General features: G+C 70.1%; 19 protein-coding genes. 11 read left to right on the top strand and 8 right to left on the bottom strand.

Features of this window, described 5'->3' with window-relative positions; all coding sequences use genetic code 11:
• Positions 1-9 precede the first annotated feature (9 nt).
• The 4 genes from OHS59_RS23275 (at position 10) to OHS59_RS23260 (ending at position 5,198) form a co-directional block, all read left to right on the top strand.
• Entirely contained in the window at positions 10-1,836 is a 1,827-nt protein-coding gene (locus tag OHS59_RS23275; protein ID WP_328495335.1) for an acyl-CoA dehydrogenase, read from the top strand.
• A gap of 237 nt (positions 1,837-2,073) precedes the next feature.
• Complete coding sequence (locus OHS59_RS23270; protein ID WP_328495334.1) at positions 2,074-3,372, top strand: M18 family aminopeptidase; 1,299 nt, start codon at positions 2,074-2,076, stop codon at positions 3,370-3,372.
• Positions 3,373-3,482: 110 nt separating this feature from the next.
• Entirely contained in the window at positions 3,483-4,838 is a 1,356-nt protein-coding gene (locus OHS59_RS23265) for a hypothetical protein (protein ID WP_328495333.1), read from the top strand.
• Positions 4,839-4,949: 111 nt separating this feature from the next.
• On the top strand, positions 4,950-5,198 hold the full coding sequence (locus OHS59_RS23260; protein ID WP_328495332.1) for a DUF6458 family protein: 249 nt from the start codon (positions 4,950-4,952) through the stop codon (positions 5,196-5,198).
• Between the two features lie 277 nt (positions 5,199-5,475).
• Here OHS59_RS23260 and OHS59_RS23255 read toward each other — a convergent pair whose 3' ends face one another.
• Positions 5,476-5,874, bottom strand: a complete 399-nt coding sequence (locus OHS59_RS23255; RefSeq protein WP_328495331.1) for a cupin domain-containing protein — start codon at positions 5,872-5,874, stop codon at positions 5,476-5,478.
• Positions 5,875-5,926: 52 nt separating this feature from the next.
• Here OHS59_RS23255 and OHS59_RS23250 point away from each other — a divergent pair, with 52 nt between their 5' ends.
• Both OHS59_RS23250 and OHS59_RS23245 read left to right on the top strand, forming a co-directional pair.
• Positions 5,927-6,940, top strand: a complete 1,014-nt coding sequence (locus OHS59_RS23250) for a GlxA family transcriptional regulator (RefSeq protein WP_328495330.1) — start codon at positions 5,927-5,929, stop codon at positions 6,938-6,940.
• Positions 6,937-7,431 carry an LURP-one-related/scramblase family protein gene (locus tag OHS59_RS23245; RefSeq protein ID WP_328495329.1) on the top strand — a complete coding sequence of 165 codons (495 nt, stop codon included), beginning with the start codon at positions 6,937-6,939 and terminating at the stop codon, positions 7,429-7,431. The genes OHS59_RS23250 and OHS59_RS23245 overlap by 4 nt, the downstream gene beginning before the upstream one ends.
• Before the next feature lie 223 nt (positions 7,432-7,654).
• Here OHS59_RS23245 and OHS59_RS23240 read toward each other — a convergent pair whose 3' ends face one another.
• Entirely contained in the window at positions 7,655-8,449 is a 795-nt protein-coding gene (locus tag OHS59_RS23240; RefSeq protein ID WP_328495328.1) for a carbon-nitrogen family hydrolase, read from the bottom strand.
• Positions 8,450-8,603: 154 nt separating this feature from the next.
• Between OHS59_RS23240 and OHS59_RS23235 the strand changes: the two genes are divergently transcribed.
• Positions 8,604-9,428, top strand: coding sequence for a maleylpyruvate isomerase family mycothiol-dependent enzyme (locus OHS59_RS23235; protein ID WP_328495327.1), 825 nt, complete (start codon positions 8,604-8,606; stop codon positions 9,426-9,428).
• A 147-nt stretch (positions 9,429-9,575) separates the two neighbouring features.
• Here the strand turns inward: OHS59_RS23235 and OHS59_RS23230 are convergent, their stop codons facing one another.
• Both OHS59_RS23230 and OHS59_RS23225 read right to left on the bottom strand, forming a co-directional pair.
• A complete protein-coding gene (locus OHS59_RS23230) occupies positions 9,576-10,886 on the bottom strand; it encodes an MFS transporter (RefSeq protein ID WP_328495326.1) in 1,311 nt (436 codons plus the stop codon).
• On the bottom strand, positions 10,883-11,545 hold the full coding sequence (locus tag OHS59_RS23225) for a GntR family transcriptional regulator (protein WP_328495325.1): 663 nt from the start codon (positions 11,543-11,545) through the stop codon (positions 10,883-10,885). Before OHS59_RS23225 ends, OHS59_RS23230 begins: the two co-directional genes overlap by 4 nt.
• 224 nt (positions 11,546-11,769) lie before the next feature.
• On the opposite strand from OHS59_RS23225, the gene OHS59_RS23220 reads away from it, so the two are divergent.
• Positions 11,770-12,645 carry a D-alanyl-D-alanine carboxypeptidase family protein gene (locus OHS59_RS23220; RefSeq protein WP_443061482.1) on the top strand — a complete coding sequence of 292 codons (876 nt, stop codon included), beginning with the start codon at positions 11,770-11,772 and terminating at the stop codon, positions 12,643-12,645.
• Between the two features lie 136 nt (positions 12,646-12,781).
• Here the strand turns inward: OHS59_RS23220 and OHS59_RS23215 are convergent, their stop codons facing one another.
• From OHS59_RS23215 to pdhA, 3 genes are read right to left on the bottom strand one after another with little or no spacing between them, the layout of a single operon-like run.
• The gene (locus tag OHS59_RS23215; protein ID WP_328495323.1) at positions 12,782-14,302 is read right to left on the bottom strand and encodes a dihydrolipoamide acetyltransferase family protein; all 1,521 of its coding nucleotides are present in this window, start codon (positions 14,300-14,302) and stop codon (positions 12,782-12,784) included.
• 10 nt (positions 14,303-14,312) lie between these two features.
• Positions 14,313-15,293, bottom strand: coding sequence for an alpha-ketoacid dehydrogenase subunit beta (locus OHS59_RS23210; RefSeq protein WP_328495322.1), 981 nt, complete (start codon positions 15,291-15,293; stop codon positions 14,313-14,315).
• Positions 15,290-16,462: a pyruvate dehydrogenase (acetyl-transferring) E1 component subunit alpha gene (pdhA, locus tag OHS59_RS23205; protein ID WP_328495321.1), complete on the bottom strand. Its 1,173-nt coding sequence runs from the start codon at positions 16,460-16,462 to the stop codon at positions 15,290-15,292. The genes OHS59_RS23210 and pdhA overlap by 4 nt, the downstream gene beginning before the upstream one ends.
• 408 nt (positions 16,463-16,870) lie before the next feature.
• Between pdhA and OHS59_RS23200 the strand changes: the two genes are divergently transcribed.
• From OHS59_RS23200 to OHS59_RS23190, 3 genes are all read left to right on the top strand, one after another.
• Positions 16,871-17,533 (top strand): response regulator transcription factor, encoded by a 663-nt coding sequence (locus tag OHS59_RS23200; protein WP_328495320.1) that lies wholly within the window; start codon positions 16,871-16,873, stop codon positions 17,531-17,533.
• Between the two features lie 176 nt (positions 17,534-17,709).
• Positions 17,710-18,144 (top strand): pyridoxamine 5'-phosphate oxidase family protein, encoded by a 435-nt coding sequence (locus OHS59_RS23195; RefSeq protein ID WP_328495319.1) that lies wholly within the window; start codon positions 17,710-17,712, stop codon positions 18,142-18,144.
• Positions 18,145-18,189: 45 nt separating this feature from the next.
• Positions 18,190-19,215 carry a phosphotransferase gene (locus OHS59_RS23190; RefSeq protein WP_328495318.1) on the top strand — a complete coding sequence of 342 codons (1,026 nt, stop codon included), beginning with the start codon at positions 18,190-18,192 and terminating at the stop codon, positions 19,213-19,215.
• A 122-nt stretch (positions 19,216-19,337) separates the two neighbouring features.
• Here the strand turns inward: OHS59_RS23190 and OHS59_RS23185 are convergent, their stop codons facing one another.
• Positions 19,338-20,903, bottom strand: a complete 1,566-nt coding sequence (locus OHS59_RS23185) for a protein kinase domain-containing protein (protein WP_328495317.1) — start codon at positions 20,901-20,903, stop codon at positions 19,338-19,340.
• Positions 20,904-21,194: the final 291 nt, after the last annotated feature.

Below are 21,194 nucleotides of genomic sequence, written 5' to 3'. Positions count from 1 at the left end.
GCCGTCGCCATGGGGCACTACAAGTCGAATCTCCGCGACATCGAGTTCAACCTCTTCGAGGTGCTCGGGCGCGACAAGCTGTACGGCACCGGCCCGTTCGCGGAGATGGACACAGAGACCGCCAAGAGCATCCTCGAAGAGCTGACCCGCCTCTCGGAGAACGAGCTGGCGGAGTCCTTCGCGGACGCCGACCGCAACCCCCCGGTCTTCGACCCGGAGACCAACACGGCGCCCGTCCCGGCGTCCTTCAAGAAGTCCTACAAGGCCTTCATGGACGCCGAGTACTGGCGGCTGGGCCTGCCCGAGGAGATCGGCGGCACCACCGCGCCCCGCTCCCTGATCTGGGCGTACGCGGAACTGATCCTCGGCGCGAACCCCGCGGTCTGGATGTACTGCTCGGGCCCCGCCTTCGCGGGCATCCTCTTCGAAGAGGGCAACGAGGTCCAGAAGCACATCGCGAAGATCGCCGTCGACAAGCACTGGGGCTCCACCATGGTGCTCACCGAGCCGGACGCCGGCTCGGACGTCGGCGCCGGCCGCACCAAGGCGGTCCAGCAGGAGGACGGCTCCTGGCACATCGAGGGCGTCAAGCGCTTCATCACGTCCGGTGAGCACGACATGGAGGAGAACATCCTCCACTACGTCCTCGCGCGGCCGGAGGGCGCCGGACCCGGCACCAAGGGCCTGTCCCTCTTCCTCGTACCGAAGTTCGAGTTCGACTTCGAGACCGGCGAGCTGGGCGAGCGCAACGGCGTGTACGCGACGAACGTCGAGCACAAGATGGGCCTCAAGGCCTCCAACACCTGCGAGATGACGTTCGGCGACCGCCACCCCGCCAAGGGCTGGCTCATCGGCGACAAGCACGACGGCATCCGCCAGATGTTCCGCATCATCGAGTTCGCCCGCATGATGGTCGGCACGAAGGCGATCTCCACGCTCTCCACGGGCTACCTGAACGCACTGGAGTACGCCAAGGAGCGCGTCCAGGGCCCCGACCTCGCGCAGTTCATGGACAAGACCGCGCCCAAGGTCACCATCACGCACCACCCGGACGTGCGCCGCTCGCTGATGACGCAGAAGGCGTACGCGGAGGGCATGCGCGCGCTCGTGCTGCACACCGCCGCGATCCAGGACGAGATCCAGGTCAAGGAGGCCGAGGGCGAGGACGCGTCCACCCTCGAAGCGCTCAACGACCTGCTCCTGCCGATCGTGAAGGGCTACGGCTCCGAGAAGGGCTACGAGCAGCTCGCCCAGTCGCTGCAGACCTTCGGCGGCTCCGGGTTCCTCCAGGAGTACCCGATCGAGCAGTACATCCGCGACGCGAAGATCGACACGCTGTACGAGGGCACGACCGCGATCCAGGGCCAGGACTTCTTCTTCCGGAAGATCGTCCGCAACCAGGGTGCCGCGCTGAACTCGCTCGCCGAGGACATCAAGAAGTTCCTGGCGCTCGGCACCGGCGGCGAGGAGCTGTCCGGCGCGCGTGAGCACCTCGCCAAGGCGGCCGTCGAGCTGGAGGCCATCGTCGGCCTGATGCTCACCGACCTCGCGGCGACCGAGCAGGACGTCAAGAACATCTACAAGGTCGGGCTGAACACCACCCGCCTGCTGATGGCCTCCGGTGACGTCGTCGTCGGCTACCTGCTCCTGAAGGGCGCGGCCGTCGCCGCCGAGAAGCTGGAGACGGCCTCGGCGAAGGACGTCGCGTTCTACACCGGCAAGATCGCGGCGGCCAAGTTCTTCGCCGCGAACGTGCTGCCGGGCGTCACCGGTGAGCGCAAGCTCGCCGAGGCGGTCGGGCTGGACCTGATGGAGCTGGACGAGGCCGCGTTCTGACTGGGGCCCACCTCGGGGGCTGCCGCCCCCGGGGCCCCGCATCGCGCTGAACGCGCTCGTCCTCAAACGCCGGACGGGCTGAAGGGCTGGGGCGCAGCCCCGCTCTTCAGGGGCGCGGGGAACTGCGCGACCGGCCCCCACCGGCCCGCACCCGACAGCGCACCCCCGCCGCTTCCCGGCCGGAGGGCCCGTTCCCATCCCCGGGAGCGGGCCTTCGTACGTCGTTAAGGTGAACCCATGCGCACACCCCCACGCTTCGACCGCGGCCACACCGACGACCTCATGTCCTTCCTGGCGGCGAGCCCGTCCCCGTACCACGCGGTGGCGAACGCCGCCGAGCGGCTGGAGAAGGCAGGCTTCCGCCAGGTCGTGGAGACCGACGCGTGGGACGGGACCACGGGCGGCAAGTACGTGCTGCGCGGCGGGGCGATCGTGGCCTGGTACGTGCCGGAGGACGCCGAGCCGCACACCTCCTTCCGCATCGTCGGGGCGCACACCGACTCCCCCAACCTGCGGGTGAAGCCGCGCCCCGACAACGGCGCGCACGGCTGGAGACAGGTCGCGGTCGAGGTCTACGGCGGTCCGCTGCTCAACTCCTGGCTGGACCGCGACCTCGGACTGGCCGGCCGGCTGTCGCTGCGGGACGGTTCGACGCGGCTGGTGAACATCGACCGGGCCCTGCTGCGGGTGCCGCAGCTCGCCATCCACCTGGACCGTTCCGTCACCGCCGAGGGCCTCAAGCTCGACAAGCAGCGGCATCTGCAGCCCGTCTGGGGTCTGGGCGACGACGTGCACGACGGCGATCTGATCCGCTTCCTGGAGCAGGAGTCCGGCATCTCCGAGGGCGAGACCATCGGCTGGGACCTGATGGTCCACTCGATCGAACCGCCCGCCTACCTGGGCCGCGACAAGGACCTCGTCGCGGGCCCGCGCATGGACAACCTGCTGTCCGTGCACGCGGGTACGGCGGCGCTGGCGGCCGTGGCGAGCGCCGAGGAGCCCCTGCCGTACATCCCGGTCCTCGCGGCGTTCGACCACGAGGAGAACGGTTCGCAGTCCGACACGGGAGCGGACGGCCCGCTGCTCGGCAGCGTGCTGGAGCGTTCGGTGTTCGCGCGCGGCGGCTCGTTCGAGGACCGGGCGCGTGCCTTCGCGGGCACGATCTGTCTGTCCTCCGACACGGGTCACGCCGTGCACCCGAACTACGCGGAGCGGCACGACCCGACGCACCACCCGCGCGCCGGCAAGGGCCCGATCCTCAAGGTGAACGTCAACAACCGCTACGCCACGGACGGTTCGGGTCGCGCGGTCTTCGCCACGGCCTGCGACAAGGCCGGCGTGCCCTTCCAGACCTTCGTCTCGAACAACTCGATGCCCTGCGGCACGACCATCGGGCCCATCACCGCGGCCCGCCACGGCATCAAGACGGTCGACATCGGCGTGGCCATCCTGTCGATGCACAGCGCCCGCGAACTGTGCGCCGCGGACGACCCGTTCCTGCTGGCGAACGCGCTGGTGGCCTTCCTGGAGGGCTAGGGCGGCGGCGGGACGGGAAATCCGCCCCGCACCTCCTTGAGCCTGTTCATGACATCCCTCTCCTGCTTACGATGCCCCCTTGATCAGCTTGTCCACGGGGGGACTTGAACATGAGACAGCTGTACGTGAAGCGGCGTTCCATGGTGCTCGCCTGCGCGTCGGTCGCGGCCGGGTTGCTGCTGGGGACGGTACCGACGGCGTCCGCGGCCACGGCGGCGCCCGAGTTGGTGGCCGCGGGCGGCTCCGGCGAACCGTCCAGCGGACTGCTCTCGGTCACCGCACGGTCCGACAGCCCGATCACCGCCATCACCGCCCACCTCTACGCCTCGGACGGCTCAGGCGGCTCGGGCGGCCTCGAAGAGGTCGCGACGGTCGACGGCTTCCACCTCGGCTCCGGAAGCGACACGGACGGCCGCTGGACGACGACGACACCGTTGCGCCTCGCCGAACTCGACACCTACCGCGTCGTCGTGGACCTCACCGACGCCGACAGGGACACGTCCACGACGCAGAGCACCACCGGATTCGCGTACTGGCGCACGGCGGACCTGCTCGACTTCGAGGTCGCACCCGAGCATCCGGACCACAGCCACCAGCAGGTGTCCGTCTCCGGCCGGTACACGGTCACCGATCCCCGTACGGGCCTGACAGCCCCCGCCGCCGACAGCGACGTGCGGCTCGTCACCTCGAACTGGGGCTCCCCCGTGCCGGTCCGCACGGACACCGACGGCCGGTTCACCTATGCGTACACCCACACGTACGACGGCCGGGGCCTCGTCACTCCGGACCTCGACCTGACCCCGCCCGGGCAGCAGAACGGCGCCACCGCCTACGTCACACCGGTCCGGTCGGCCACGCGGGTGCTGCTCGACACCGACGAACTGAGCACCGTCGAGGGCGAGCCGGTGACCGTCTCGGGCCGCGCGGAGGTGATGGGCGAGGACGACTGGGAGCCGCTGGCCGGAGCCACCGTCCGGGCCCTGTGGGACAGCGACTCGGGGGCTGCCGTGACGCGCCCCGTCACCGACTCCGAGGGCCGGTTCTCCGGCGAACTGCTGATGCCCCGCTCGGGAACGGCACAGGTACGGGTCCTCGGGGGCACGTATCTCGACGCCAGTGGGGAGGAGCCGCTGAGGGTGAACGTCGCCCGCGCCACCTCCGTCGGCTCGTTCACCGTGTCCGTCGGCAAGGACTCCCGGCTCACCGCTCAGGGCCGCCTGTACACCGGCGAGAGCACGCCCTCGGAGGGCGACAACAAGGTGCGGATCCAGTACTCCGCCGACGGCGCCACCGGCTGGACCACGGTGGCCACGGTCGTACCCGGCTCCGCCGATCCCGAGGAAGGCGCCCTCTTCCAAGGCACGTTCACCGCTCCCGCCGGGCAGGGGCACTACCGGGCCGAGTTCGCGGGAAGTCCCAACTGGCAGGCCGCGTACAGCGAATCGGTCTTCGTCGCCGTTCCCTGACATCCCGTCCGCCCCTGCATGGAGGGGCCGGGTCCGGGTACCCGCACTGGGCCCGGGGACGTACGGTCTCCGGGCCCGGCACGAGACCGTGCGCAACAGGAGGCGACATCCATGGGCCTGGGCGGATGCATCATTCTGATCGCCGCAGGGGCGATCCTCACCTTCGCGACCGACTGGGACATGCAGGGGGTCAACCTCGACCTGGTCGGCGTCATCTTCATGATCGTCGGTCTGATCGGCGTGGCGACCTTCGTCAGCATCTCCAAGCGTCGGAGGGGCGTCATAGCGCCGCCGACCACCACCACGACGGTGGTCGACGACCGTCGCCACAGCGGCTACAGCGACGGCTACGGCGGCTGACGGCCGTACGCGTCACCTGATACCCGACACCTGGCATCCGTCACCCGAGGCGACTTCGCGTCGACCGAGGGACTCAGGTCGCCGCGGTACGTCCGGGCCGGGGCGGGTGGGCCGACCGGCTCCCGCTCCCGCCGTCGCCTTTGGCGTGTACGCAGGCGTGGGTGACGAGTTCGGAGGTACGGCGGATCGCGTCGTCCACGAGGCCGCCGACCCGTCGACGCACACCGCTACCGAGCCCGCTGGGAAAGCGCCGCCACGACGTCCCGTCGGTGACGGCTCAGCGCAACGCGTGCCCCGTCGTCGCGTCCACATGGTCCGGTACCTCGTCGTGGCGGTCCCCGACCGTGGACGTCCCGGTCGGTTCGAGGAGGAGGATCTCGGTCGGTACGGGGGCGTACGGCTTGTGCTCCGTGCCGCGCGGGACCGTGAAGACGCTGCCCCTGGGCAGTACGACCGTGCGCTCGCCGGCCGCTTCGCGCAGCGCGATGTGCAGTTCGCCGTCCAGGACCAGGAAAAACTCGTCGGTGTGGTCGTGAACGTGCCAGAGGTGTTCACCCTCGACCTTGGCCACGCGGACGTCGTAGTCGTTGACGGCGGTGACGATGCGAGGACTCCACCGCTCGGTGAACGAGGCCAGGGCGGCGGACAGGGCAACGGGTTCCGTGGGTGCGCTCATACCGTCATCGTCGGCGATGGCGCACGGCTCGGACGAGTGCTAGAAATCGCACATGCCGCAAGGATCCTCGCACCGGGCCGCGCACCGGTCCTCGCACCGCGTCGCCGTGATCGTCGACGAGGGCACCAACCCGTTCGAGGTCGGGATCGCGACCGAGCTGTTCGGCCTGCCCCGCCCCGAACTCGGGCTTTCGCTCCCCCTGTACGAGCTGACGCTGTGCACGCCGACCCCCGGGATCCGGATGAACCACGGCTTCTTCACGCTGAGCGGAGTGCCCGGACTCGAAGCGGCGGACACCGCGGACACCCTCGTCGTCCCCGGCCGCCCCGACAATGTCGTACCGCGCGGTGAGGCCGTGCTCGACGCCGTCCGGCGCGCCCACGCGCGGGGCGCGCGCGTCGTGAGCCTGTGCACCGGAAGTTTCGCGCTCGCCGAGGCCGGCATCCTGGACGGACGCCGGGCCACCACCCACTGGCGCTGGGCCGACCTCTTCCGGGAGTTGCACCCGAAGGTCCTCCTGGAACCGGACGTCCTCTTCGTGGACGAGGGAGACGTACTGACGGCGGCGGGCAGCGCGGCGGCCCTCGACCTCGGTCTCCACATCATCCGGCGCGACCACGGCGCCGAGATCGCGAACGCCGTCTCGCGGCGCCTCCTCTTCGCCGCCCATCGCGACGGCGGGCAGCGGCAGTTCGTCGAACGCCCCGTGCCCGACGTACCGGACGAATCCCTGGCGCCGCTGCTCGCCTGGGCCGGGGAACGGATCGGCGAGCCGCTCACGGTCACGGACCTCGCGACGCACGCGGCGGTCAGCCCGGCCACGCTGCACCGCCGTTTCCGGGCCCAGCTCGGTACGACCCCGCTGGCCTGGCTGACGGGCGAGCGGGTGGCGCTGGCCTGCCGCCTCATCGAGCGCGGCGAGGAACGGCTCGACATCGTGGCGCGGCGCAGCGGCCTCGGCACCGCCGCCAACCTGCGCGTACGGCTGCGCCGCGAGACGGGACTCAGCCCGACGGCCTACCGGCGGCGTTTCGGGCCCTCCGCCGGGGAAGCGCTAAGGGCATGAAATTCCTCGTACGCGACCGGCTCCTGGGTATCGGTGACGACTACTGGATCGAGGACGAGCAGGGCCGCAAGGCCTTCCTCGTCGACGGCAAGGCGATGCGGCTGCGGGACACCTTCGAGCTGAAGGACCCGCAGGGGCGCGTGCTGATCGACATCCACAAGAAGATGCTCGCCCTGCGGGACACGATGGTCGTCGAGCGGGACGGCGAGCCGCTGGCGACCATCCGCCGCAAACGGCTGTCGCTGCTGCGCAACCACTACCGCGTCACCCTCGCGGACGGCACCGAGCTGGATGTCAGCGGCAAGATCCTCGACCGGGAGTTCGTCGTCGAGTACGACGACGAACTGCTGGCCCTCATCTCGCGCCGCTGGCTGCGGGTGCGGGAGACGTACGGCGTCGAGGTCGTACGGGACGACGCGGATCCGGCACTGCTGATCGCGGTGGCGGTCTGCGTGATCCACTTGGCGGAACGGGAGTCCGAGTCGGACTGACACCACATTTCCCTCGCCCCCGCCGCCCCTACCCGTTCCCGTCCCTGTCATGGGGGCTGCGCCCCCTCGCCCCCGCCCATCGCGCTGCGCGCTCGTCCTCAAACGCCGGACGGGCTGAAAGGTATTCAGCGCGTCCGGCGTTCGAGGACCGGGGGTTCGGGGGCGGAGCCCCCGAGTAGTGACGGGACGGGTAGGGGCGGCGGGGGCGAGAAAAACGCCCACCTCACCGCCGTGGCGTCGCAACCCCCAGCAACCGGTCCTTCAGCGCGGGAAACTGCTCCCGTGTGGCCCCGACCCTCGCAGGGTCGAACTCCACCGTGAGGACCTCCTCGCCACCCCCCGCCTCGGCGAGAACCTCACCCCACGGATCGACCACGATCGAGTGCCCGGCCTGCGGAACCCCCGCATGCGCCCCGGCCGTTCCACAGGCGAGCACATACGCCTGATCCTCCACGGCCCGCGCCTGAGCGAGCAGCGTCCAGTGCGAGCGCCGCCGCTCGGGCCACCCCGCGGAGACGACGAGCGTCTCGGCCCCGGCATCGACGAGCCCGCGGAAGAGCTCCGGGAAGCGGAGGTCGTAACAGGTGGCCAGCCCGAGCGTGGTCTCCGGCAGCGCGACGGTGACCAGTTCGGAGCCGGCGCCCATCAGCACGGCCTCGCCCTTGTCGAAGCCGAAGCGGTGGATCTTGCGGTACGTGGCGGCGAGTTCACCGGAGGGGGAGAAGACGAGAGAGGTGTTGTAGAGCCCCCCGCCCATCACCCGTTCGGGAATCGATCCCGCGTGCAGCCACACGCCCGCGTCGCTCGCCGCCTTGGCCATCACCTCGTAGGTGGGCCCTTCGAGCGGCTCGGCCCCGGTGTCGAACGACTCGTAGGCGAAGGCGCCGGTCGTCCACAGTTCGGGCAGGATCACCAGGTCGGACCCGGTCTGGCGGCGTACCAGCGAGGCGACTCGCTGCCTGCGGGCGTCGACCGATTCGGCTTCGTCCACGGCGATCTGGAGGAGAGAGGCGCGCACACTACCACCGTCCTGGCATTCGAGCCTTTGATACGGGCCTACGATCGTCACACGAAAGCACTGCCGGGGTGCCTCACAGCAGCGTAACTTAGCGTCCCAAGACACCCGCAGCCTGTGTACTGCCCGCGCCCAACCGCCCGAGGGGTCCCGTTCCGTGAGTCTGCATCCCAGCCTTCAGTCCTACGCCGACGCCTGGACGCACTCCATCGACGCGATATCCGATCTCGTGTCCCCACTGGTGGAGGGTGAATGGAATCGGCGGACTCCATGCCCCGGCTGGTCGGTGCGCGACATCATCTCCCATGTGATCGGTCTGGACTGCGAGATGCTGGGCGACCCCCGGCCGATCCACACGCTCCCCCGCGACCTGTACCACGTGACGAACGAGCACCAGCGGTACATGGAGATGCAGGTCGACGTCCGCCGTCACCACACCGCTCCGGAGATGACCTCCGAGCTGGAGTACACGATCATCCGCCGCAACCGTCAGCTGCGTAACGAGTCGCGCCGGCCCGACGCGCTCGTGCGCGGCCCGCTCGGCACCGAGGTCACCCTCGAAGAGTCCATGCGCAACCGGGCGTTCGACCTCTGGGTGCACGAACAGGACCTGCGCACCACCCTCGGCCGGCCGGGCAACCTCGACTCCCCGGGTGCGTACATCGCCCGCGACGTCCTGCTCAGCAGACTCCCCAAGGTCGTCGCCAAGGACGCGGGCGCACCGGCGAACTCGGCGGTCGTCTTCGACGTCCACGGGCCCGTCGAGTTCCTGCGCACGGTCCGCGTCGACGCCGACGGTGTCGGTTCGATAGACGGCGCCCCCTCACTCGGCCCGGCCGCCACCCTCGCGCTCGACTGGGAGACCTACTTCCGCCTGGCCTGCGGCCGGGTGACCCCGGAAGCGGTCTCGGACCGCCTGAAGACAGAGGGCGACCCGGAACTGACAGCAGCGATCCTCCGCAACTTCACGGTCACGCCGTAGTCGGGTCGGCCCTGTCTTTCAGCCCGCCCGGCAACATCTCAGCCCGTCCGGCGTTTGAGGACAAGGGGGGCGAGAGGGCGCAGCCCCCATACGTGGACGGGAACGGGTAGGGGCGGCGGGGGCGAAACCCCCCGCACACCCGCCCGGCTACGCCGGCACGTGCACCGTCTCCACCCGACTGGCGACCAACCGCTCCCGCTCCCGCCGAGCCGCCAGCTTCCGCAACCGCAGAATCTGACTCAGCCCGAGAGCCTGCAGCACGAACACCGCCGAGAAGGCCACGGTGTAGCTCCCCCCGGTGGCGTCCAGCAGCACCCCCACCGCGAACAACGTCGTCATGGACGCGACGAACCCACCCATGTTGGTGATGCCGGACGCGGTCCCCTGCCGCTCGGGCGGATTCGCGGGCCGCGCGAAGTCGAACCCGATCATCGACGCGGGCCCGCACGCCCCGAGGACCACGCACAGCACGATCAGCAGCCACATCGGCGCGTGATCGGCCGGGTACGCGAGCGTGGCGGCCCACATGACGGCCGTCGACAGGACCGTGCCGAGCGCCAGCGGCAACCGCGCCGCGTGGTGCCGGGCGACGATCTGCCCGTACACCAGGCCGATGAGCATGTTGGAGAGCACGACGAGGGTGAGGAGTTCGCCGGCCGTCGCCCGGGACAGGCCCTGGGCCTCCACCAGGAACGGCAGCCCCCACAGCAGCAGGAAGACCATCGCCGGGAACTGGGTCGTGAAGTGCACCCACAGTCCGAGCCGGGTGCCGGGCTCCCGCCAGGACGCCGCGATCTGACGGCGTACGTAGGCGGCCCCCCGGTGCGGGAACGGCTCCGGCTCGTGGCCTTCGGGGTGGTCCTTCAGGAAAGCCAGCATCAGGACGAGGACGACGACACCGGCGACCGAACTGCCCGCGAACGCGGCCGTCCAGCCGACTCCGTGCAGCAGCCGGGCCAGTACGAGCGTCGAGACGAGGTTGCCCGCCATGCCCACCAGACCCGCGAGCTGCGCGACCATCGGCCCGCGCCGGGCCGGGAACCAGCGCGAGCCCAGGCGCAGCACGCTGATGAACGTCATCGCGTCCCCGCAGCCGAGCAGCGCGCGCGAGGCCAGCGCCGTTCCGTACGTCGGTGAGAACGCGAAGCCCAGCTGTCCGATCGTGAACAGCACGACGCCGAAGGTCAGCACCTTCTTGGTGCCGAGCCTGTCGACCATCAGGCCGACGGGTATCTGCATGCCCGCGTAGACGAGGAGCTGGAGGATGGAGAAGGTCGAGAGCGCGGAGGCGTTGACGTGGAAGCGGTCGGCGGCGTCGAGGCCCGCCACCCCCAGCGACGTACGGAAGATGACCGCGACGAAGTAGACGGAGACGCCGACGGACCAGACGGTGACGGCTCTGCGGCCGCCCGGCGGGTCGCCGGGGAGCGTGAGCGAGGACGACGAGGACGAGCTCATCGGACGTCTCCCCGGGCGAGGTTGGAGAACCAGCTGACATGGCGGTGGACCAGGTCGACCGCCGCCTCCGCGTCACCGGAGCGCAGCGCGTCGAGGATCTCCTGGTGCTCGCTGAGCGTCTTGGTGATCCGGTCCGGGTGGGCGTGCATCACGGCGACGCCCATCCTCAACTGGCGGTCGCGCAGCTGGTCGTAGAGGCGGGAGATGATCTCGTTGCCGCCGCTGCGGACGATCTCGGCGTGGAAACAGCGGTCGGTGACGGCGGCTCCGGCCAGGTCCCCGGCGGCGGCCTGCTCCTGCTGCTTCGCCAGGAGTTCGGTGAGGCGCTCGATCAGCGCGGGCGAGGCCGGTACCGCCTTGCGGATCGCGTGCTCCTCGACGAGCTGCCGGGTCTCCACCACGTCCGCGATCTCCTGCGCGGAGACGGGCAGCACGAGGGCGCCCTTCTTCGGGTAGAGCCGGATCAGGCCCTCGACCTCCAGTTTGAGCAGCGCCTCGCGCACCGGGGTCCGTGAGACACCGACGGCGTCGGCCAGCTCGCCCTCGGTGAGCAGCGTCCCGCCCTCGTACCGGCGTTCCAGCACGGCCCGCTTGACGTGCGCGTAGACGCGCTCGGCGGCGGGAGGCGACTTCACGGCGGGGGACGGGGCTGAAGGCATGCGCACAGCATAGATACAACACGTACGCATCGTCTCGGAGGGTCCAGGATATGGACGAGGTAAAAAGGGGCACCCCGGTCCAGGAACTGCACATCCTTCTGTGCTACTCGTGTGTCTGAAGAGAAGGCGCCACTGCCAAGTCGGCGCTCTCTTGGGGCATTTGACACCTGTTCGGTGTTTCCAACGCAATCGGGGTAATCGACTTGATAACTGCCATTAAGGGTATGCGCGTCCGCAGAGCCGCCGCCGTGGTCTTCACCACCGGAGCCGTGCTCGCGACCGGCGCCCTCGGCACGGCGCCCGCCCAGGCCCTCACGAAGCCCACGATCGCCGCCAAGGGCGGCTTCGTGATGAACAACGGCACAGGTACCTCGCTCTACACCAAGGCCGCGGACACCCGCCGTTCCACCGGCTCCACGACGAAGATCATGACCGCGAAGGTGGTGCTGTCCCAGCCGAACCTGAACCTGGACGCCAAGGTCACCATCCAGAAGGCGTACAGCGACTACATCGTCAACAACACCGCCTCCTCGGCCCGGCTGATCGTCGGCGACAAGGTCACCGTCCGCCAGCTCCTGTACGGGTTGATGCTGCCGTCCGGCTGCGACGCCGCGTACGCGCTCGCCGACAAGTTCGGCGCCGGCTCGACGCGTGCCGCCCGCGTGAAGTCGTTCATCGGCAAGATGAACAAGCAGGCCAAGGACCTCGGTCTGACGAACACGAAGTTCGACTCGTTCGACGGCATCGGCAACGGCTCGAACTACTCGACGCCGCGTGACCTCACGAAGATCACCAGCAGCGCGATGAAGAGTGCCAACTTCCGCGCGATCGTGAAGACGAAGAAGTACACGGCCAAGACCATCACGAAGACCGGCAGCACCCGCACGATGGCCGCTTGGACCAACACCAACGGTCTGCTCAGCAGCTACTCCGGTTCGATCGGTGTGAAGACGGGCTCCGGCCCGGAGGCCAAGTACTGCCTGGTCTTCGCCGCGACGCGCAACGGCAAGACCGTCATCGGTACGGTGCTCGCCTCGACGTCCATCACCGCCCGCGAGTCGGACGCGAAGAAGCTCATGAACTACGGCTTCGCCAAGTAGCGGACCAGTAGACGGCCAACTGACTGCGCCGTTCCCCGCGCCCCCGACAAGGGGGCGCGGGGAACGGCGCAGTCTTTTGTCTTTCAGGGGCGCGGGGAACTGCGCGACCAGCCCCCACCGGCCCGCAGCCGAGCCACTACCCCCAGGTGATCAACCGCTTCGGCTGCTCCAGAATCGCAGCCACGTCGGCAAGCACCTTGGACCCCAGCTCCCCGTCGACCAGCCGGTGGTCGAAGGACAGCGCGAGGGTGGTCACCTGACGGGGCTTGACCTTGCCCTTGTGCACCCACGGCTGCGGCTTGATGGATCCGACGGCGAGGATCGCGGACTCACCGGGGTTGAGAATCGGCGTGCCCGTGTCGACGCCGAACACCCCGACGTTGGTGATCGTCACCGTCCCGCCCTGCATGGCCGCCGGCGAGGTGCGCCCCTCGCGAGCGGTGCCGACCAGCTCCCCGAGCGCTTCGGCGAGCTGGGGCAGCGTCTTGGCGTGGGCGTCCTTGATGTTCGGGACGATCAGGCCGCGCGGAGTGGCCGCCGCGATGCCCAGGTTCACGTAGTGCTTGCGCACGATCTCCTGGTTGGCCTCGTCCCATGAGGCGTTGACCTCCGGGTGGCGCTTGATGGCGACCAGCAGGGCCTTGGAGATCAGCAGCAGCGGGTTCACCCGCAGCCCCTGCATCCCGTACTCGTCGGACCGCTTGAGCTCCTCGACCAGCTTCATCGTGCGCGTCACGTCGACCGTGACGAACTCGGTGACATGCGGCGCGGTGAACGCCGAGCCGACCATCGCGGCCGCGGTCGCCTTGCGGACCCCCTTGACCGGCACACGGGTCTCCCGCACACCGTCGTACGAGGCGAGCGGAGCAGCGGTCGAAGCCGCGGCCGGGGCGCTGACGGGAGCCGTCACCGGGGGCGCCGCGGTGACCGCGGGCTCCTGGACGGCGGCCGGGGCCACCGCCGCGTGCACGTCCTCGCGGGTGATGATCCCGTCCGGTCCTGAGGGCGTGACCGCCGCCAGGTCGACCCCGAGGTCCTTGGCCAGCTTGCGCACCGGAGGCTTGGCCAGCGGACGGGCCGCGGGAGCCGCGTGTCCGTTCAGCTCGCCGTTGACCGCGGCGGTCGCCGCGGCCACCTCCGGCTGCTGGGCCGGAACGCCCCTGCGGGGGCGGCGCTTGGTGGAGGCCACCGAGACCCCGTACCCGACGAGGACCGGCTTGCGGCCTTCCGGCTCGGGCTCCTCCGAAGCGGTACCGGCCTCCCCGGCGGGCGCCGCGGGTACCGCCGAGGCCGTTGCGGGCGCCGTCGGAGCCGCCGCGGGTGCCGTCGGAGCCGTCACGGACGGAGCGGGTGCCTCGGCCTGGGCCACCGGAGCGACCGGAGCGGCTCCGCCGCCCACGTCCACCGCGATGATCACCTGGCCGACGTCCACCGTCGTCCCCTCGGGAAAGCGCAGCTCGTGCACCACCCCGTCGTAGGGGATCGGCAGCTCGACGGCGGCCTTGGCGGTCTCGACCTCGCAGACCACCTGCCCGTCGGTCACCGTGTCACCGGGCTTGACGTACCACTTGAGGATCTCCGCCTCGGTCAGGCCCTCGCCCACGTCGGGCATCTTGAACTCACGCAGCCCCGAGGCCGTTTCAGTCATCGTCGTCACGACCCTCTCCTCAGTACGCCAGCGAGCGGTCGACGGCGTCGAGCACCCGGTCCAGGCCCGGCAGGTACTCGTCCTCCAGGCGGGCCGGCGGATACGGGGCGTGATAGCCGCCGACCCGCAGCACCGGTGCCTCCAGGTGGTAGAAGCACCGCTCCGTGATCCGGGCCGCGATCTCCGCGCCCGTCCCCAGGAACACCGGCGCCTCGTGCACCACGACCAGGCGCCGGGTCTTCTCGACCGAGGCCTGGACGGAGTCGAAGTCGATCGGGGACATCGACCGCAGATCCAGCACTTCGAGGGACTTGCCCTCTTCCGCGGCGGCCGCCGCGGCCTCCTGGCAGACCTTCACCATCGGCCCGTACGCGGCCAGCGTCAGATCGGTGCCCTCGCGGACCACGCGCGCCTTGTGCAGCGGCCCGGGGATCGCCTCGCGGTTCACCTCGGACTTGTCCCAGTAGCGCCGCTTCGGCTCGAAGAAGATCACCGGGTCGTCGCTGTGGATGGCCTGCTGCATCATCCAGTAGGCGTCGGCCGCGTTCGACGGGGAGACCACCTTCAGGCCCGCCACGTGCGCGAAGAGCGCCTCGGGGGACTCGGAGTGGTGCTCCACCGCGCCGATGCCGCCGCCGTACGGAATGCGGATCACGACGGGGAGTTTGATCTTGCCGAGCGCCCGCGCGTGCATCTTCGCGAGCTGCGTGACGATCTGGTCGTAGGCCGGGAAGACGAATCCGTCGAACTGGATCTCCACGACCGGGCGGTAGCCGCGCAGCGCGAGCCCGATCGCGGTGCCGACGATGCCCGACTCGGCGAGCGGGGTGTCGATGACCCGGTCCTCGCCGAAGTCCTTCTGCAGGCCGTCCGTCACCCGGAACACGCCGCCGAGCTTGCCGACGTCCTCGCCCATGATCAGGACCTTGGGGTCCGAGTCGAGGGCCGTGCGCAGCGACTCGTTGATCGCCTTGGCCAGCGCCATCTTTTCCGCTGTCATCGCTGCTTGCCCTCCCCTTCATCGGCGAACGACGCCTGGTAGGCGGCGAACTGGGCCCGCTCCTCGTCGACGAGCGCGTGCCCGTCCGCGTACGCGTTCTCGAAGATGGCGAAGCGGTCCGGGTCCGGCATGGCGCGGACGACTTCGCGTACTCGTTTGCCCAACGCCTCGCTCTCGGCTTCGAGTTCCGCGAAGAATCCCTCGTCCGCGTGGTTTGAGGCCTCCAGGTACGTGCGCAGGCGAAGGATCGGGTCCTTCACCTCCCATGCCTCGCGCTCCTCGTCGGCCCGGTACTTGGTCGGGTCGTCGGAGGTGGTGTGGGCGCCCATGCGGTACGTGAACGCCTCGACGAGCGTCGGCCCCTCGCCCCGGCGGGCCCGCTCAAGCGCCCACTTCGTGACGGCGAGGCAGGCGAGGACGTCGTTGCCGTCGACGCGGACGCCCGGGAAGCCGTACCCCTGCGCGCGCTGGTAGAGCGGGACGCGGGTCTGGCGCTCGGTGGGCTCGGAGATGGCCCACTGGTTGTTCTGGCAGAAGAACACGACGGGCGCGTTGTAGACCGCGGAGAAGGTGAACGATTCGGCCACGTCGCCCTGGCTGGAGGCGCCGTCCCCGAAGTACGCGATCACGGCCGAGTCGGCGCCGTCCTTGGTGATCCCCATGGCGTAGCCGGTGGCGTGCAGCGTCTGCGAGCCGATGACGATCGTGTACAGGTGGAAATTGTTGCTGTTCGGGTCCCAGCCGCCGTTGTTCACGCCGCGGAACATACCGAGCAGATTGGCCGGGTCGACCCCGCGGCACCAGGCGACGCCGTGCTCGCGGTAGGTCGGGAAGACGTAGTCGTCCGCGCGAGTGGCCCGCCCGGAGCCGATCTGGGCGGCCTCCTGGCCGAGCAGCGAGGCCCACAGGCCCAGCTCGCCCTGGCGCTGCAGAGAGGTGGCCTCGGCGTCGAAGCGCCGGGTGAGCACCATGTCGCGGTACAGCCCGCGCAGCTCTTCGGGGGTGATGTCGGCTACGTACGCGTCATATTCGCCATTCTTGACGCGCTTCCCCTCGGGGGTCAGCAGCTGTACGAGGTCCGGCTGGGCGCCCGGCGGCTTCTTCGCAGCGGTGCGCTTTGTACCGGCGCTGCGTCGCGGCTTGCGCGCGGCAGTGCTCTCCACGGTCACGTGTGCTCCTCCGTCGGTCCGGCCCCCGGGGTTGCCGGGAACTGGGGTTCCCCCAGCTCGTCGAGAACCGGGGGAGCGGCTCGCCTGGTCCTCGTACCCGTGCACGGGGTGGGTGCCCTCGGCCGGGAACAGGCGTGACAGGTGCCCCGGCGAGCGCCCTGCAACAAGCACGTTACCCAGTGCTTCACATTTCTGTGAAACCCCTCCTGACCTGCGATTTTGCTCGGAGTTCCAAGTACTTTCCACTCGGACTTCCAACTACTTCGCAAGAGTCGGGAACAGTCGCTGGTCACAGCACTGGTCACAGCCTGGCAGGGGGCCGGAACACCGGCACGTTATCCCGGTCACCCCGGGGACGGGAAGGGCTCGACTGGCGCAAGCGGAAAGATCGTGTGTGAAACTGACTCCGTGCGCGAAGAAGGAAAAATCACGGTATTTCTTCTCGACGACCATGAAGTAGTCCGCCGGGGAGTCCACGATCTGCTGTCCATGGAGGACGACATCGAGGTGGTCGGCGAGGCCGGCACGGCCGCCGACGCGCTGGCGCGAATTCCGGCCACACGTCCCGACGTGGCGGTCCTGGACGTACGGCTGCCGGACGGCAGCGGAGTGGAGGTCTGCCGCGAGATCCGCTCCAAGGACGAGTCGATCAAGTGCCTCATGCTGACCTCCTACGCCGACGACGAGGCCCTGTTCGACGCGATCATGGCGGGCGCCTCGGGCTACGCGCTGAAGGCGATCCGCGGCGACGAACTGCTCTCGGCGATCCGGGACGTCGCGGCGGGCAAGTCCCTGCTCGACCCGGAGGCGACCGCCCGCGTCCTGGAGCGGCTGCGCGACGGAGGCGGCCCCAAGGGGGACACCAGGCTGGCCAAGCTCACCGACCAGGAGCGCAGGATCCTCGATCTGATCGGCGAGGGGCTCACCAATCGCGTGATCGGCGAGCGGCTGCACCTCGCCGAGAAGACGATCAAGAACTACGTCTCCAGCCTGCTGGCCAAGCTCGGTATGGAGCGGCGCGCGCAGGCCGCCGCCTACGTGGCCCGGCTGCAGGCGGAGAGACAGCAGTGACCGGCACGGCCGCGAGCTGACGCGCAGCGGACGCCCGGCCGGATCGGATCCGGTCGGGACGGATCCGGTCTGGACGGGCAGGTCGGGACGGGTCGGAGCAAGCGGGACCTACGGCCCGCCGTGCCGGGGCCCGGCGGCCCTTCTCCCGCCTCCCCCGGATGCCGCAGATTGGGGGCATGCCGACCGACCAGCACATCGCCGCCGGCCTGCTCGGCCGCGTCGCGTACGGCAGGGTGGCGGCCAGCGTGCGCGCCCTGCCCTTCCTCGCGCCGGCCCGCCACATCGTCGCGGACGGCCGCGTCCTGCTGCGCATGCACAAGGGGCACGGCCACCACCTGGTGTGCGCGGGCACCGTCGTCGCGTACGGCGCGGACAACATGAACTCCGCCCCCGACGGCGTGGAACGATGGTCCGTCCAGGTCGTCGGCGTGTGCGAGGCCGTCGAGCCGACCGACGCCCAGCTCGAACGCTTCGGCCCCGGCCCCCTGCGCGTGGACGGCGCCCCCTTCGAAGCCGTCTATCTGGAGATCGCACCGCGCCTGGCCACCGTGCACTCCATGGGCATCGCCGTGGACATCACCGCGGAGCACCCGAACGAGCACATTAAGTAATGATCCCGATACGGAGGGTTCCTCCGTTGCCCTAACATCTGGCGCGTGCCGCGCTCATCTGTTTCACCCACTCTCTCCCCCGCACCCCCGTTGGACGCCCTGCTGCGGCGGTACGCCGCCGGGGTCCCGCTGGCCTGTGAACCCGTCGACCAAGGGCTGCTCAACCGCGGCTACCGGCTCGCCACCACCCGGGGCCGGTACTTCCTCAAGCATCATTTCGACCCCGAGACGGCCGACCCGGCGGCGATCGCCCGCCAGCACCGCGCGACCCAGCGCCTCGCCGACCTGGGCGTCCCGGTGGCCCCTCCGCTGACCGGGACGGACGGCCGCACGGTCGCCGTCATCGGCGGCCACGCGTACGCGCTCCATCCCTGGATCGACGGAGGTCACCGCAACGGCGCCCAGCTCACCCCCGAGCAGTGCAGACGTCTCGGCGCCCTCCTGGGCGTCGTCCACGCCTCCCTGGAGCGGGTGATGCCACCGCGGGAGCCCGAGGAGCGGGCCGACAGCGCCGACCCCGTGGACACCTTCGCGCTCATCGACGACCTGCTCGCCCGGGTACGCCGCCACCATCCGGCGGACACCTTCGACGAACTGGCCCGCCACCGCCTCCTGGAACGGCGCACCCTCCTGGAACGGCACGCGGACCGACGGCCCCCGCAGGGCGGCTCGGTGGGCTGGGTACACGGCGACTTCCACCCCTTCAACGTGCTCTACAAAGGAGGTGCCCCCGCTGCGATCGTCGACTGGGACCGGCTCGGCGTCCAGCCGCAGGCCGAGGAGGCGGTGCGCGCGGCGGTGATCTTCTTCGTACGCCCCGCCGGCACGCTCGACCTGACGAAGGTACGGGCCTACGCGCGCGCGTACCGCCGCTCCGCGCGGGCCACCCCGGCCGAACTCTCGGCCGCCGTGCACCGGGTGTGGTGGGAACGGCTCAACGACTTCTGGATACTGCGCTGGCACTACGAGCGCGGGGACACCCGGGCCGACCCGCAGTTCCCCGCGGCCTCCGCGCTGGCGGTGTGGTGGACGCGGGAGTACGGCGCGGTGTGCGAGGCGTTCGTGGGGTGACGCTCTTGCGAAGGGCCCGTCAAACGGCACGCGCGCGTGGAGCCCGTTTCCGGGTTCCACGCGCGCGGGGGCACGATCGTGTGTGGTGCGGCGGCTGGCACCGGTCGTACAGGGACGACGGGTCAGCCCTCGACGCCGCCCGGCTCCCCGTTTGTGCCGCCGTCATCGCCTGCCGGCGGCGCGGAGGTCTCCTCGTCCGGCGTCTCCGAAGGCTCCTCCTCCGTCTCCGTCGGCGTGGGCTGCTTGGTCGTCGGCTTGTCCGAAGGCTTCGTCTCGGTGGGCGTGGGCGAGTAGGTCGGCGACGGCTCGTAGGACGGCGTGTAGTCCGAGTTGCCGCCCGTGCTGGTGTCCTCGTCCGTCTGCTCGTCCGTCGGCTCGTCCGAGGTGTCCTCGCTCGGTGTGGTGTCCTTCTCGGTCTCCGAGGCGGTCGGCGACGTCTTCGTGCCGCCCCCTCCACCACCGCCACCGCCGCCGTTCAGCGCCAGTGCCACGCCCGCCGCGATCGCTATGACCGCGAGGACGGCGAGGATCCACATCTTGCCGCGGCCGCTGCCCCGGTTGCCGTGGCCCTCGAAGCCGCCGTCGTCGCCGCCTCCGCCCCGGCCCGGGGGCAGCAGCGGTGACGGGATCTGGGCGGTGCCCGAGTCGCCGGGGTGCGGCAGCCCGGCCGCGCCCGCGAGACCCAGACCCCGCGCCGGGGTGCTCAGACCCTCGTGCGCGACCACCGGGCCGGTGTTCCAGGTGCCGGTGTGGCCGCCCTGGTCGTACAGCATCTGCAGCCCGTACTGGACGAGTCCGCGCATCTCCTCGGCGGTCTGGAACCGGTCGTCCGGCTCCTTCGCGAGCGAGCGCATGACCAGGCCGTCGAGCTCCGGCGGCGTCGCGTCCGAGACCTCGGACGGGGGCACCGGAATGTCCTGGACGTGCTGGTAGACCACCGACAGCGGGGTCTCACCGGTGAACGGGGGCCGCAGCGCGAGGAGTTCGTAGAGCAGACAGCCCGTCGCGTACAGGTCGCTGCGGTGGTCGACCGCCTTGCCGAGCGCCTGCTCCGGGGAGAGGTACTGGGGCGTGCCCATGACCATGCCGGTCTGGGTCATCGTCGACTGGGCCCCGTGCAGGGCGCGCGCGATGCCGAAGTCCATCACCTTCACCGCACCGGTGTCGGTGATGATCACGTTCGCGGGCTTGATGTCCCGGTGCACGATGCCGTGCTGGTGCGAATAGGCGAGCGCTTCGAGCACACCGGAGACGATGATGAGCGCCTGCTCGGGGCCCGGCGCCTCGGCGTTGATGAGGAGGTCGCGGATCGTGCGGCCCTCGACGAGCTCCATCACGATGTACGGGACCACCTGGTGGGGGAGGACGTCCTCCCCCGAGTCGTAAACCGCCACCACCGCATGGTGGTTGAGGCCGGCGACCGACTGGGCCTCGCGTGTGAAGCGGGCCTTCGAGGTCGGGTCCTCGGCCAGGTCGGAACGGAGCAGCTTGACCGCCACGGTCCGCCCCAGACGGACGTCCTCGGCCGCGAACACTTCGGCCATACCACCCCGGCCGAGTCTGTGGGTCAGCCGATACCGGCCGTCCCCGACCAGTCCGCCGTTACCCCACAACTCCGGCGCATCTGACATACCGCCGCCAGCCGCCTCGGGGTCGGACGGGCCCTGAGCGCGCTGCTGCTGTGCCATCAGTCCTCGCCGTCGTTTCTGTCCACACCGGTCGACGTAGTACGCGCGGTGGTTGTTACGGTCTCCGTCGGGCCACGCTACAGCCTCCACGCGAAACGCCGGTCCGTGATGGACCCGGTCGCCGGACCCGCGGCCGGTCCGCGGGTGCACATTCTGTGTACCGGCCGTACAGCACCTGTAACGCTTCCGCGACTCTTCTTTCGCGTACGGTCACGGAACGGGCACCGAGCTTGACGTGTCAGTGGCCTCCGGCAGACTTGGCCGGAATAACACCAGAGATCACCGGCCGCG

The organism is Streptomyces sp. NBC_00414, from assembly GCF_036038375.1.
In the GTDB taxonomy this organism is placed as follows: domain Bacteria; phylum Actinomycetota; class Actinomycetes; order Streptomycetales; family Streptomycetaceae; genus Streptomyces.
This window is presented reverse-complemented; position numbering and strand designations above follow the sequence as displayed.